The sequence below is a fragment of the Sphingomonas sp. GW822-FHT03G08 genome (assembly GCF_058801135.1).
Window position 1 is genome coordinate 2,655,415 of sequence record NZ_JBXAMZ010000001.1, and the last position, 12,549, is coordinate 2,667,963.

Genomic DNA, 12,549 nt, shown 5'->3' on the forward strand with positions numbered 1-12,549 from the left:
GGCTCTATGGTTTGAAACCATTTACTCTTATACGGCTCGGCGTTCGAACCAAGATTGACGTTGCTCAAAATAGCATCGATGAGGATCTTCAGATCCGAAAATTCGATCGTGTTCAGATCCACGAAGCTGCCGAGCTTCCCACCCGAGATTAGACGCCGGCCCATTATCTACCCCCTTTGCAGGCACGCAGCCCGACTGCATCTTTTCCGGTATCGATGGCCGCGACAAATAGCGCGGGCCTTCCAAGAGAAATCAGGATGTAAGATCCACGAATACTGATGGAGAACTTCGCGGCCGGCGAGATTCGCCTCAACGCCGCGAGAGCATCGCCATTTATCGCCTGAGCGCGCTCATATTCGGTTCCGGTGGTGCCCAGCCGCAATTCACGCGCCTTCTGCCGCGCATCGAAGCCATCGCCGCGCCCCCAGACATTCTCGCCCCGGCTCGCGAGGAAATTGAGCACGGAGATGAAATTGCGGCTGAAATTATTCCCCTTCGGAAAGGGCTGATCGACGTCGTCCGCGTCGCGGAACGGGATCCTGGCCAGGTCGAGGAAAGGGAAGGTCGCCCCCATCGCGCGCTGGTGCTTGAGCTGCCGATGCGCGGAAAAGGGGTGATCGCTTACCGCGAACGGCATGCCCCATCTATGAAACGAATAGTCGGGCGCCACCTGCTTCGCCTCGACTTCGATTTCGACGTCGCGGAAGATCGTCGCCTCGATCTCGTCATAGACGGTCGCCGCGGAGCCAGCCTCCCTCGCCCGGACCTCGGCATAGCTGCCGGACACTCTTACCGGCAGCGGGCTCTCGTAGATGAAGTCGTACGACTGGAATTTCTTGAACCGCATCTCCTGCAGTTCAGCCTCGCACACGTCGTCCAGATAGAGGTCTGAAGCAAAATCGATAGGCCTGGCCACGTCCGGGCCGGGCTTTGTCGGCTGCGTTGCCTTTTCAGGCCGCGCCGATTGCGCCGCCTGATCCGAACGTGGCTCCACCGGCCCCGCGCGACAAGCGCCCAACGCAACCGTGGCGACACTCACACACAACAGAACCGATATGTCGCGCCCGAAGCTCATCGCCGCACGCGGCCCACGCGCAGCGCAGCCGCCAGGCTTCCGCGCAACGCGCCGCCTCCCTCCTGCAAGCTTCGCATGACACCCCCGACTGCGACCACTGAGTTCGTTATCGCATAGATCTCAGCAGCCTATGCCGCACTTCGCACAAGTCAATCGGTGAGAAAGGACCAATTCGGCGCCTTCCCCGTAACCCATTGGATTGCTGTTTTCACCGCCTGTGACTGGGGCATCTTTTTCCGCTCGGGCGAGTTCCCGACGCGTGGGCGATGAGAACTTTCCCCCAGACGTAAAGCCGCCTTGGGAGCAAGACATCGAACGGAAGCGGATCGGCCCTACCGCTCCGCCGGCACACCCCAGGCCGGGACCGCGTAACCGGGCGCATACATGTTCACCTTGGCCCCCGCCGCCTCGAACCACGCCTTCCACGCGGCACGGACAGCGGGCGTCTGGAGCACACTGTTCCTGGCACTCGCGAGCTCGAAATAATTCACCGTGACACCGCGCAGCAGGTCGGACGGGGGCGACGGCAACACGATCTTTCCGCTGGTGTAGATGGACGACGCCGGCGTGTTTTCGAGGCCGTCGGTCATTAGGTTCAGGATACGCTCCTCGCCACGCCACCCGATCGTGGGATCGTTCGCCGCGCGCAGGATCTGATCGGCGATCGGAGACTGGTTGCTCTCGCGCGGAACCGCGAGCTCAGCTGCAGCCTTGCTCAAGGGGGCGACGAAGCGCGTCTCATAGTCGCGCTGGAGCCGCACCGCCCCCTCGCTCAGCGTATCGGCCTCCGCTCCCTTGCCCGGCGAGCAGATGTCGAACGCCACGGCCAGGGGCTGGCCGAGGTCGCCGCCGAACGGAACGATCGTCAGGCGACCGTTGCGCGGCAACGTATCCCGCACATGGTTGATCAGCCGGGTGAAATGCTGGCCGGCGCCCGCCGCCAGCGCGTCGGTCTGGTCGAGCAGCGTCAGCTCCGCGCGCGAGGTCGGGCCCCGCAGGAGGCACAGGGTGGCGGGATCGCGCTCCGTCGCATCCCCCTGCTGCGCACCGCTTGCATACCAAGCCGCCATGCCCAGCAGCATCACTATGATGGCAGCGCCGGCTGCGATCAGCCGCCAAGGGGAAGGCCGGTCGCCGGGGAACGCATTCCAGGAGGCCTTCGGAGCGCTGTCGAAGCGGACGGATCGAAATGCCATAACCTATCTCCCTACCTGCCGAACCGAAGTATATTGTCGCCGCGACCGCGCGGGTTGCTGCGCGCCGCTTCCTCGGCCGCCGCGCCCATCTCGCCGATCCTGGAGATGGCCTCATCGGCCGCCGTCCCGATCTCGTCGGTCATGATCGGCATGGCGTCGCGGATCTTGGCGAGGCGCGCGACAAGGGCCCCCTTCGCATTGGTCTCGCCCGGGTCGATCGCGAGGGGCACCACGGCGATGCGCGGCGGATCAGCGTTGAAGCGGGTCAAGCTGCCGCGCTTGGGATGCACCATCTCGACAATTTCGCGATATTCCTGCTCGCGCGCGATGGCCGCATCCGCGATCGCATTGGCGTCGCCGAGAAAGTCGTCACGAATTTCCTGCGCCTTCGCAGTCAGCGCATCACCCTGCTCGACATGATCCTCCGCGACCTTGAGCAGCCGGTCGACCATGTCGAGCGCAAGGCCCCGCGCGGCATTGCACTGCGCACGCGCCCGCTCCTTGGCAGCCTCGAAGCGGGCGGTCGCCGTGGCCGCCGCGCGCTCGAGGCGCTTGAGGTCCAGGAACCCCCACATGGAGATCGACTTCCAGCAGACCAGCGCGAAGCCGGCGAGGTTGAGGATCAGATAGGGCATCAGCGACGTGTCGGTGAGCGGGGCGAACGGGGCGCTAGCCATCGTTGCCTGCGCCATTGCGGCGGCATCCGCACTCTTGTCGGCCAGTGCCTCGCGATAATGGGCGATTCCCAGCATGAAGAAGCCGACAACACCCAGCGCGATGGCGAACAGGCCATGTCCACCGATCCGACGCCCAAGCTGGGGCCTCCGGAATTGCGCCCAGCCGATACCCGCGGCAATGCCGATGAGCGCGATCGCCCCGCCGACCCCGAGCGCGAAGCCGAACGCGTCGCGAAATCCCATCTCCCCCTTGAACAGGTGCGCGTTGACCACCGCCTCCGCGAGCGCCGTCGCCAGGGTCGTGGCGAACCATTCGAGCGCCGATCGAGCAGTGGGGACATCATGGACGGCATTGAGCGCCTTGAAACCCGAGAGCGCGGATTCCGTCTGCACCTTGGCGCTTGCGAGGCCGGGCAACCGCCCCGACAGGCCTGTCAGCACCTCCGCGATGCGAGACGCGAGCCCGGCCTTGATGCGCTTGAGCTCGGCATCGCTCGCATCAATGGTCATGCCAAGGAGGCTTGCAAGAATGCGCCTAACCCTCCGGTTCGCACGACGCCGGCCGACCTCGATCTCGCGCCCATGGGTCGTCCGGATATCGAGCTCGATCGCGGTCGGGCGCAAATCTTCCGGCGCCGGCAGGCCTTCGCGCGCCTGCGGTACCGCGCGCTGCGGAATCCGGAGCTTCTTGGCAAGCGCGTCGCAGGTTTGCGAGACGTTGCGCCACAGGGCGGAGATGTCGAGCGCGACCCCCGGCCCCTCGAAGACATTGTACACCACCGAGACGATGCCCATCGTTAACCCCTTCTGCCTTCCTCCCCATTTTCAAATGGGCTGCAGGTTGGCTCTCGCGACCGCATCGAGGCCATTACCTCGAGCTTGGCACTAATTTAACCAATAATTGGCGATTCTTCTATCGACTTTATTATTAGATTATCCTAGCTGGGCCGATTTTTATCGAATCAATCTTCACGCAACGATCAGGTTTCCACGCATTACTGTGCGGCAATTTGGACAGTAGTGCTTGAAACTAGGTTCGCGATGCGAACTCGGGACTTCACCATGCGCCCGACTCCGGCGTGGTTAAGAAAAATGGCGACATTGATACGATTCTGCGTAGAACCGTCCGATTAGGCGTACGGGGGAACGCAATGTTGGAAGAGGAGGATGCCCAGGCAACTGGCGCGGGTGAAGTTACGATTGACGATAAGTCACTGATGGGATTGACGACACGTATCCTGAAGGCCGTCAATTCGACGAGCGACAGAAACCGGGTGAAGAAAGACGACCTTCCTGGCCTGACGGGCCTGACGCGCTCGCAAGTGAATGCAATTCTCAATCCGGACTCACAGCGCTCGACGAAGATCTCGCTCGAATCGATCGCGAAGGTGGTCGACTTCGGCCAGAAGTTCGCCGGCAAACACCCGGACGAAGGCGTACGAAACCAGGTGTCCACCTATTGCAGCGTCATCACGCAGCGCCTTCACGGCTATCTCGAGCGAGGCGGGTTGAACCCGACCGAGCTTGCCTTCGTGGTCAATCTTCAACTCGACGATGACCACAAGCAAAGGCACTTCAGCGAGCGCCATGCCGGCGTCTACGCCCTTGTCCGCCTCGATCGGGAGGGGCACATCCTGATATCCCGCCTCGACATCTTCCCGCGGGTCAACCGGCTCTGCCGCTTCGCGACGGACAGCAAACATCCGGGGACGCGGGAGCCGACGGTGGAGGGATTCGTATTCGCCGTCGATGACGTGGTCCAGGCGGTCGGCAGGCCGGACAATTCGGGCCGTCTTCGCACATCGATCCTGCGTTCGCGCCGGCATGAGGCCTCATGGGACCTTATGGGACTGCGGCTGGGCACCTCCGACTATGACGGCGGCCCCTATGCCTATCGCATCTACTGCCGGCGGATCGCGGGAGGCGAGCATGCCGGCAAGGAGCTGCCCGACTGGGCCAGGCTCTTCGGCGCCCGCAAGTTCGAGGCGATCGAGGACATCGAGCAGCGCATCCAGGATATCGGCGAGATCCTGAAGCTGCTGAAGGAAGAGGAAGACGAGGACACGCCCTGGGGAATCCGGATCCCCACGGGCATCATGTCGGACGACAATGCAGGGGCGGCCCCGGCCAGCATCGACGAGGACTGAGCCGGCCAGCCGCTCCCTCCCCCCCAACGGCGCCGCGATCAATAGACTTCGTGCCAGTTCTCCACCGACGAGGCGCTGCTGGCCAGCCCCCAGCAGATCAGGCTCGGGCGGCTGGCCGAGGCCTTGCCCCTGACCAGCCGATATTCGAGCCGGCGGCAGCGAAAGCCGTCGACGGTCTCCTCGCGGAGCAGCGTCAGCGTGCCGACCGAGGCCCTGCCCTGCCAGCGCAGGCTCTGCCCGACCGTCCAGGTGCCGACGCGCATCGCGCGCTCGTTATACTTGCCGCTGAATTCGTCGAACTCGAACTTCGGGCGGCCGTCCAGCTCGATCCCGCCCTCGCAATCGTTGCAACTGACTTCGCCGAACTTGTTGTACCGCGTCTTCTGGGCTTCCACGTCCGCCGGGACGGCAATGTCGCCGACATAGCGAACCGCCCTGGCGGCCGCAGGCGTTGGCGCAGGCTGCTCGTTACCACCGGCGTCGCTCGCCCCGGCATTGCCTTCGGGTGCCGCCTCGGGGTTGCGCGCGCGCTTGCGGCCGGCACCGTCCACGGCGCTGGTGACGCCCTGGCGCACCTTCTGCTCCGCCTCGCTCTCGGCATGACCCACGGCGCGTTCGGCGAGACGCTTGAGGAAGCCCTGGGCCTGCGCGGCCTGGGTCGTGGCGAGAAAGGCAGCGGCGAGCGCCGCCGCACGATAGAGATGCTGCATGGTCTACTCCTGATCGATGCGGGTGATGCGCGCGGTTACCGGACCGCCTTCATGCGGCGCCGGACGTCTTCCCAGTCGGTCATGAACATCGCCGCGGCGAGACGGGAGACCGGACGCTCGGGGCTGAGCCGGTCGCTGCGCAGATCGTCATTCTCCTGGGAATAGCTTGAGACATGCACGAGCAGCGGATGCACGCCCGCCGCGCCGGGCTGGTACCAGCTGCGATCCTGCTGCAGCTGCAGCGCGAGCGGCCGCGGACCCCAGGCATATTCCGCATCGGGATCATAGTCGGGCAGACGATCGGCGAGGTAGAGGCCATAGGCGGCGCCGGTGCGGACCTGGAGGCCACCGCCCCACAGCCCCTCGGCCTGGACCCGGCGGCGGGCCATCATGTCATAGGGGTTTAGGTGCACGTTGAGCACCGCGCCCTCTTCCGAGGGCGTGACGTAGCGGCCGTCGCGCAGCACCGTGTCGGGCTTGCCGGCGATGACGCTCTTGGCGCGGATGCTGAAGATCGCCGCGACCAGCCGCACGCCGTCCAGCGTCGGCACCACCGAGATGTTGATGTCCGCCTGGAGGCTGGTGCCGCGCACGTCGCGCAGCGAAGGCTGCCGCATCAGCGCCTCGAACGCGACCATCGCGCGGCGGCGCAACAGGTCGATCTCGGCCACCGGGATCCGCGCCAGATTGGCCGGCTGGTGGACATGGATGTCGGGCGTCTTCGAGGTCCAGCCGGGCAGGCCGGTGCCCGGATCGGCTGCGCCGGCGGTCCAGCGCTGGACCAGCTTCTTCGGGGCGCGGCTGTCGACGGGCGCGGCCAGGGCCGTCGGCACCGGCGCGGCGGAGGACGCCGCGAACAGGCCGAGCATGGCAAGGTTGAACATCTGTCTCATCCGTCCGGCTTTCACAAAGGGGCTCGGCTGCGCTTCGTGCGGCGAGGCGGGGGCAACGCGCCGAAGCCATTGCCGGACTCCGGACGGCGAAGAGCCGAGAACCGCGCTCCGCTAGGTCGGGCGTCCGGTGCTTTCCATCTGGGCTCGCCCAAGCCGGTCATCGGCGCTGCGGGCGAACCGCTTCGCGACGAAGCCAGCCGCATGCGCGACCACGCCGGACATCGCGCCGCCGCGCGCATCCTTCCGCCGCATGCGGCACAGGAGCGGACGGGCAAGCCCACCCGGCTCGCATCGGGTTTCATCGCCATGGCGGCGGGCCCCATCGCGGCAGCGCCCTGCCCGTCGCGCCCGCGCCTGCCCCGGCAATTTCCGGCGCGACAGCGAGCCGCGCCGGCGACAGCTGGCCGCAGCACCAACGGGAGTTTCCGGTATGATCGTCCTACGTACCTTGCCGGCGCTGGCAGCGGGCCTGATGCTGTCGAGCGCGACCGTGCCGGCAGCCGCAGGGATGAAGGCCGCGTCGGCGAAATGCACCAGCGGCTGGGTGGGCAACGTCCAGTACAGCCGGCACATCGCCAACAGCCAGGACAAGACGGTGGCGCGCGTATCGGGCAAGGGCACGGACACGACCAGCTGGTCGATGACCTATGACTATGCCGCGCAAGTGACGGTGCGCGCGACGGACAATCCGGACATCAGCCTGGGCCGGGCGAACATCAATCTGAAGTCGATCTCGACAGAGACCAAGGCGGCGCAAGACACGGACATGTGCATGCAGCAGCGCGTGTACCGCACGGTATCGGGCAATTTCGTCTCGAAGAGCGAGACGCGCGCCAATGGCAACGGGCTCGACGCCGACGTCAATATCGGGGTGGACAGCGAAGGTACCTACCGCGTCAGCGTGCGCCTGCCCGAGATCAAGGGCGTCGTTTCCGGATCGGAATCGGGCAGCTTCCGTGGACAGTGCAAGGCGAAGGAAGGCGCCAGCCGCACCATCGCCGACCTGCCGACGACGATCGACCCGGTGCAGTTCTCCAGCGACGGATCGGATCGGGTAGATCCGCGCGAGCCCGACCGGCTGACCGGCAGCCATTCCGAGACGCTTGCCGGGGCGACCGACACGCTGAGCTGGAACCTGCGCCGCTGCGGCGGGGCGCTGCGGCTGGTCGACCTCAAGTTCGAGGACATGCGCTTCCCGACCTGGGGCGCCTGGCGGAAGATCACCGAGCAGGTTGGCACGATCGACGGCAACCTGGTGCGGATCACCGCCACCGTCGCCAATGACGGCCCCGAGGAGAAGCTGGCGACGCTCAAGCTGCGCGAGACCTACAAGGGCGACAAATGGGACGGCGCCAAGCCGGACAGCACGCTGGACGAAGGCACGCTGAGCGTGCCGGCGGGCGAGCAGCGCGACATCACCTTCGAATGGGACAGCTCGGGTTATGCCTGGTACGACGATGGCCGCCCCCGGCTGGTCCAGCGCATCCGGGCCGAGGTGGAGGACAAGGGCAAGAAGGCCGACGAGATGACGCGCAACCTGAAGGTGGCGCCGAAGCCGGTCGTGCTCGTCCACGGCCTGTGGTCGAACTGGCAGGCCTGGGAAATCTGGCAGAACATCCTGACCACCAGCCATTCCTATGACTGGAAGGCGTTCCCGGTGGGCGAGAAGCCCGATCATGGCCGGATGCGGACCGGCGACGAGCCCGGCAATTTCGCGCCGACCAACACGATCGACGAAAATGCCGCCCAGCTTTCGCGCTATGTCGAATATGCCCAGACCGATCGCAACGCCTGGCATGTAGACCTCGTCGCCCATTCGATGGGCGGCCTGATCAGCCGGCGCTATATCCATGCGGCGATGCCGATCTATCCGGACGGCAAGCCGCAGGTGGGGCACCTGGTGATGCTGGGCACGCCCAACCGGGGCAGCAGCTGCGCCGACCTGATCAGCATCCCGCTGGAGCTGGCCGGTAAATCCATGGACGCGCTGCGCGAGCTGCGGCCGGTATCGGTGCTGCGATTCAACCAGGTGAACGTCAACCGCAAGGGCGTGCCCTTCTCGATCCTGGCCGGAAACCCGCTGCCGCCGGTGTGCAGGATGCTGGCGATGAACGACGGGGTGGTCGCCGAATCCTCCGCGATCTGGACGATCGAGGACCATGCGGTGGAGCGCACCATCCACACCAGCCTGACCGGGACATCGCAATTCTCGTCCTTCGTGAAGCCGCGCCTTGCCATCGGCCCAGGCAAGCAGGGCGCGCAGGGCAAGCTTGCCGCGCTGCTGCCGGGCGGCGGTGGCGGGCGGCTGTTCGAATTCGCCCGCGCCTGCCTGGAATTCCTCGGGCTCGCCGACCCGAAGGACCCGGATGCGGGCGATTTCTCCAAGATGGCGATGCTTGCACCTGGGCAGGTGATGGAGATCGCCATTCCGGTGGAGGATGCCCGGAATTTTGGAGTCACCTTCGTCGCCGCCAGCACGGTCTCCGCGACACTGGCCGACGACAAGGGCACGGCGCTGGGCAGCAACCTGGCGGGCAAGCCCGAGGCGAGCCAGCTGTTCCGCGGCATCCTGGTAGATCGGGCGATCACCCGCGCCACCTGGAAGCTGACGCTGCGCAACGAGGACAAGGTGGAGCGCCAGGTCGTGCTCTCGACCTGGTCGAACGCGCGCTAGGCGCGGGTGCGCGGGAAGCCGGCGGCGAGGTGGTCGATCAGCGCGCGCACCGCGGGCGGCAGCCCGCGGCGGGTGGTGAAGACCAGATGGACGATCCCCTGCACCCCGCGCCATTCGGGAAGCACGCGGACGAGACGGCCGGACTCCAGCGCATCGAAGCAGACATGATCGGGCAGGATCGCGACCCCCAGCCCGTCGATCGCGGCGCTGCGCACCGCCGCCATGTCCTCGCAGCCCAGGCGCGGCTCGACGCGCAACACATGGCTGCGCCCCACCTCCGTCTCCAGGTGCCATTCGAGATCATCGGCCGCGTCACTGGTCGCGAGCGCGGGCACTTCGCCGAGCTGCTCGATCGTCTCGATCCGGTTGGCCAGCTGCGGGCTGGCGACGACAATGCGGGTCGACTTGCCGAGCGAGCGCATCGTCAGCGCGGCATCGCTGGTCAGGCTGGCGCGGACCCGCAGCGCGAGATCGACGCGCTCGGCGATCAGGTCGACCGGGCGATCGGTCGCCACCAGCTGGAGCCGGACCTTGGGATAGCGCTGCAGGAAGGACGAGATCAGGCCGGCAATCGGCTCGAGCATGCCGGTGGGGCAGCTGAAGCGGATGCGGCCATGCGGCTCGGCCTGGGCCTGCAGCACCAGCGCCTCGGCCTGTTCGGCCTCCGCCAGTATCGCCCGGCAGCGCTCGTAGAAGGCCTGGCCGGTATCGGTGACGCGGAAGCGCCGGCTCGACCGCTCGATCAGGCGCAGGCCAAGCCGCGCCTCCAGCCCGGCGATGCGGCGGCTGAGCTTCGACTTGGGCTCGCGCAATGCCCGCCCCGCCGCGGCGAACCCGCCATGCGCGACGACCTCGGCGAAATAGGCATAGTCATTGAGATCCACCCGCATCATCGTTCCTCCAATGGAACGCTAAGTGCCATATTCGCCGACTACACGCATCATCGTTCACGCTGCATCTCAGGCGGGCAACGGCGCTTTGCCGAACCGAAGGAGACAGAAGATGGCGAACAAGTTCCAGGACAAGGTGGTGGTGGTGACCGGCGGCACGAGCGGCATCGGCCTGGCCACGGCCAAGGCATTCGTGGCCGAGGGCGCATCGGTGTTCATCACCGGCCGCCGCCAGGACGCGCTCGACGCCGCGGTGAACGCGATCGGCGGGCGAGTGACCGGGGTGCGCGGCGACATGGCCCAGCTCGCCGATATCGACCGGCTCTATGACGCGGTCCAGCAGCAGCATGCGCAGATCGACGTGGTGTTCGCCAATGCCGGCGGCGGCGAGATGGCCCCGCTGGGCGCGATCAGCGAGGAGCATTACGAGAAGACCTTCTCCACCAATGTGAAGGGCGTACTGTTCACCGTGCAGAAGGCGCTGCCGCTGCTCAAGGATGGCGCCTCGGTGATCCTGACCAGCTCGACCACCAGCATCTCGGGCACGCCGGCATTCAGCGTCTATTCGGCGACCAAGGCGGCGATCCGCAACTTCGCGCGCAACTGGATCCTCGACCTCAAGGACCGCCATATCCGGGTCAACGCCGTCAGCCCCGGCGTGACCGACACCGCCGGCCTGAACGAGCTGTTCGGCGGCGGCGAGCAGGCCGAGGGCACCAAGGACTATCTGGCGAGCCTGATCCCGGCCGGCCGCGTCGGCCAGCCCGAGGAGATCGCCAGGGCGGTGCTGTTCCTCGCCTCCGACGATGCCAGCTTCGTCAACGGCGTCGAGCTGTTCGTCGATGGCGGCCAGGCACAGATCTGATGACGGAAGCTCCCCGGGGTTCTTCCCCGGGGATGTCTCTAATTGATGGAGGACGAGATGGTACCGAACAGCGAATCCGCCGATCGCATCCGCGAACTGCTGCTGCGCAACCTCGAGGAAGTCTTCGGCGAGGGCGATTCCGGGCGCCGGCGCGCCGCGATCGAGGAACTCTGGGCCGAGGACGGCGTGCTCTATGCACCGACCGGGCCGGTCACCGGCCATGCCGCGATCGACGCGTTCGCCGGCACGCTACGGGCGATGCATCCCGACTTCGCCTATGCGCCCGGCAATCCGCAGATGCTCCACAATGCCGGGCGGCTCGGCTGGGGATCGGGACCCAGGGGCGAAGCGCCCGCCTATACCGGATGGGACTTCATCCTGGTGCGCGATGGCAGGATCGCCGCGCTCTATGTGTTCCTCGACGAAGGATCGGCGGAGTCGCGGCGCATGCGGGAGGCGGCCGGGAACTGAGCCGGGCGGGGCGGCCTCTGCGGAAAGGCCGCCTTGCTCCGATCCGTGCTTGCGATTGATAGTGAATCGCAATAATTGATCGCCAACGCTTTCACGGGGGCCGATCATGCGATTTCCGAAACTGATCCTGCTGGGCGCGCTCGGCGCGATCGCGCTGGGCAGCGCCGCCCAGGCGCACATGCCCTATCTGCTCCCCACCCTGTTCGACGTGGGCAAGGGCGATCATGTGACGCTCACCTCGGCGTTCGGCGAGGATCCGTTCGTGCCCGAGATCGGCATGAAGGATGCGCCCTTCCACTTCATCAAGCCGGACGGGACGCGCGGCGAAGTCGGCAAGCCGACCTATCTGCGCGACCTGACCGTGTTCGAGGCGGACCTCTCGGCCGAGGGCACCTATCGCCTCACCACAGGCCAGCGGCTGGGCCGGATGGGCGAGATGTATTCGGTGGGCGGCAAGTGGATCATCGCCGGCGAGGATGGCGCGCCGCCGGCCGGTGCCAGGGAAGTCGCGGTGCAGAGCACGACGCTGGCGGAGGCCTATGTGACGCGGGGTGCGGCGAGCAGCGGTGCGCTCAAGCCGATCGGCACCGCGCTGGAAGTACAGGCGATCACCCATCCGAGCGAGATCAGCTCGGGCAGCGATGCAAAGTTCCGGCTGTTCTTCGACGGCAAGCCGCTGGCGAACACCGAAGTCACGCTGTTCCGCGCGGCGGGCAATTATGACGGCAGGAAGATCGTCGCCACGACGACCTCCGATCCGCAGGGCAATTTCACCCTGAAGCCGAGCGATGCCGGCATCTATCTGATGCTGGTACGCCACCGCACCGAGGCACCGGCGGGATCTGCGACTCCCTATCGCAGCTATACCTACACCCTCGCCTTCGACGCGGCCTGACTAGCGCGGCGGTTGCGCGGTTCGTCGCCGCGCAACCACCATATGCCGCAGGATCG

The 12,549-nt window shown here is 66.2% G+C and carries 12 protein-coding genes; 5 read left to right on the plus strand and 7 right to left on the minus strand.

Annotation, left to right across the window (positions count from 1 at the left end; genetic code table 11):
- Positions 1 to 163 precede the first annotated feature (163 nt).
- The 3 genes from AC1RJ5_RS12165 to AC1RJ5_RS12175 all read right to left on the minus strand — a co-directional run bounded on the left by AC1RJ5_RS12165 (position 164) and on the right by AC1RJ5_RS12175 (position 3,743).
- A complete protein-coding gene (locus tag AC1RJ5_RS12165; RefSeq protein WP_493113503.1) occupies positions 164 to 1,075 on the minus strand; it encodes a hypothetical protein in 912 nt (303 codons plus the stop codon).
- Positions 1,076 to 1,407: 332 nt separating this feature from the next.
- Positions 1,408 to 2,271 carry a hypothetical protein gene (locus AC1RJ5_RS12170; protein WP_493113505.1) on the minus strand — a complete coding sequence of 288 codons (864 nt, stop codon included), beginning with the start codon at positions 2,269 to 2,271 and terminating at the stop codon, positions 1,408 to 1,410.
- Between the two features lie 11 nt (positions 2,272 to 2,282).
- Positions 2,283 to 3,743: a hypothetical protein gene (locus tag AC1RJ5_RS12175; protein WP_493113507.1), complete on the minus strand. Its 1,461-nt coding sequence runs from the start codon at positions 3,741 to 3,743 to the stop codon at positions 2,283 to 2,285.
- Between the two features lie 356 nt (positions 3,744 to 4,099).
- Here AC1RJ5_RS12175 and AC1RJ5_RS12180 point away from each other — a divergent pair, with 356 nt between their 5' ends.
- A complete protein-coding gene (locus AC1RJ5_RS12180) occupies positions 4,100 to 5,095 on the plus strand; it encodes a hypothetical protein (RefSeq protein WP_269573660.1) in 996 nt (331 codons plus the stop codon).
- Between the two features lie 38 nt (positions 5,096 to 5,133).
- Here AC1RJ5_RS12180 and AC1RJ5_RS12185 read toward each other — a convergent pair whose 3' ends face one another.
- The 3 genes from AC1RJ5_RS12185 to AC1RJ5_RS12195 form a co-directional block, all read right to left on the minus strand.
- Positions 5,134 to 5,805 carry a hypothetical protein gene (locus AC1RJ5_RS12185; protein WP_493113509.1) on the minus strand — a complete coding sequence of 224 codons (672 nt, stop codon included), beginning with the start codon at positions 5,803 to 5,805 and terminating at the stop codon, positions 5,134 to 5,136.
- A gap of 35 nt (positions 5,806 to 5,840) precedes the next feature.
- Positions 5,841 to 6,689 carry a hypothetical protein gene (locus AC1RJ5_RS12190; protein WP_493113511.1) on the minus strand — a complete coding sequence of 283 codons (849 nt, stop codon included), beginning with the start codon at positions 6,687 to 6,689 and terminating at the stop codon, positions 5,841 to 5,843.
- 120 nt (positions 6,690 to 6,809) lie between these two features.
- Positions 6,810 to 6,950 carry a hypothetical protein gene (locus AC1RJ5_RS12195; RefSeq protein ID WP_493113513.1) on the minus strand — a complete coding sequence of 47 codons (141 nt, stop codon included), beginning with the start codon at positions 6,948 to 6,950 and terminating at the stop codon, positions 6,810 to 6,812.
- Positions 6,951 to 7,128: 178 nt separating this feature from the next.
- Between AC1RJ5_RS12195 and AC1RJ5_RS12200 the strand changes: the two genes are divergently transcribed.
- On the plus strand, positions 7,129 to 9,372 hold the full coding sequence (locus AC1RJ5_RS12200) for an esterase/lipase family protein (RefSeq protein WP_493113515.1): 2,244 nt from the start codon (positions 7,129 to 7,131) through the stop codon (positions 9,370 to 9,372).
- On the opposite strand, the gene AC1RJ5_RS12205 is transcribed toward AC1RJ5_RS12200, so the two are convergent.
- The gene (locus tag AC1RJ5_RS12205; RefSeq protein ID WP_493113517.1) at positions 9,369 to 10,262 is read right to left on the minus strand and encodes a LysR family transcriptional regulator; all 894 of its coding nucleotides are present in this window, start codon (positions 10,260 to 10,262) and stop codon (positions 9,369 to 9,371) included. The genes AC1RJ5_RS12200 and AC1RJ5_RS12205 overlap by 4 nt on opposite strands.
- A gap of 112 nt (positions 10,263 to 10,374) precedes the next feature.
- On the opposite strand from AC1RJ5_RS12205, the gene AC1RJ5_RS12210 reads away from it, so the two are divergent.
- The 3 genes from AC1RJ5_RS12210 (at position 10,375) to AC1RJ5_RS12220 (ending at position 12,493) form a co-directional block, all read left to right on the plus strand.
- Positions 10,375 to 11,127, plus strand: coding sequence for an SDR family NAD(P)-dependent oxidoreductase (locus AC1RJ5_RS12210; protein WP_493113519.1), 753 nt, complete (start codon positions 10,375 to 10,377; stop codon positions 11,125 to 11,127).
- Between the two features lie 57 nt (positions 11,128 to 11,184).
- Positions 11,185 to 11,598: a nuclear transport factor 2 family protein gene (locus tag AC1RJ5_RS12215; protein ID WP_342250896.1), complete on the plus strand. Its 414-nt coding sequence runs from the start codon at positions 11,185 to 11,187 to the stop codon at positions 11,596 to 11,598.
- 106 nt (positions 11,599 to 11,704) lie between these two features.
- Positions 11,705 to 12,493: a DUF4198 domain-containing protein gene (locus AC1RJ5_RS12220; protein WP_493113521.1), complete on the plus strand. Its 789-nt coding sequence runs from the start codon at positions 11,705 to 11,707 to the stop codon at positions 12,491 to 12,493.
- Positions 12,494 to 12,549 lie beyond the last annotated feature (56 nt).

What these genes read in the sequence shown, in the direction of transcription:
- AC1RJ5_RS12165 (WP_493113503.1), bottom strand. Translation starts at nt 1,075, where the DNA reads ATGAGCTTCGGGCGCGACATATCGGTTCTGTTGTGTGTGAGTGTCGCC.
- AC1RJ5_RS12170 (WP_493113505.1), bottom strand. Translation starts at nt 2,271, where the DNA reads ATGGCATTTCGATCCGTCCGCTTCGACAGCGCTCCGAAGGCCTCCTGG.
- AC1RJ5_RS12175 (WP_493113507.1), bottom strand. Translation starts at nt 3,743, where the DNA reads ATGGGCATCGTCTCGGTGGTGTACAATGTCTTCGAGGGGCCGGGGGTC.
- AC1RJ5_RS12180 (WP_269573660.1), top strand. Translation starts at nt 4,100, where the DNA reads ATGTTGGAAGAGGAGGATGCCCAGGCAACTGGCGCGGGTGAAGTTACG.
- AC1RJ5_RS12185 (WP_493113509.1), bottom strand. Translation starts at nt 5,805, where the DNA reads ATGCAGCATCTCTATCGTGCGGCGGCGCTCGCCGCTGCCTTTCTCGCC.
- AC1RJ5_RS12190 (WP_493113511.1), bottom strand. Translation starts at nt 6,689, where the DNA reads ATGTTCAACCTTGCCATGCTCGGCCTGTTCGCGGCGTCCTCCGCCGCG.
- AC1RJ5_RS12195 (WP_493113513.1), bottom strand. Translation starts at nt 6,950, where the DNA reads ATGCGGCGGAAGGATGCGCGCGGCGGCGCGATGTCCGGCGTGGTCGCG.
- AC1RJ5_RS12200 (WP_493113515.1), top strand. Translation starts at nt 7,129, where the DNA reads ATGATCGTCCTACGTACCTTGCCGGCGCTGGCAGCGGGCCTGATGCTG.
- AC1RJ5_RS12205 (WP_493113517.1), bottom strand. Translation starts at nt 10,262, where the DNA reads ATGCGGGTGGATCTCAATGACTATGCCTATTTCGCCGAGGTCGTCGCG.
- AC1RJ5_RS12210 (WP_493113519.1), top strand. Translation starts at nt 10,375, where the DNA reads ATGGCGAACAAGTTCCAGGACAAGGTGGTGGTGGTGACCGGCGGCACG.
- AC1RJ5_RS12215 (WP_342250896.1), top strand. Translation starts at nt 11,185, where the DNA reads ATGGTACCGAACAGCGAATCCGCCGATCGCATCCGCGAACTGCTGCTG.
- AC1RJ5_RS12220 (WP_493113521.1), top strand. Translation starts at nt 11,705, where the DNA reads ATGCGATTTCCGAAACTGATCCTGCTGGGCGCGCTCGGCGCGATCGCG.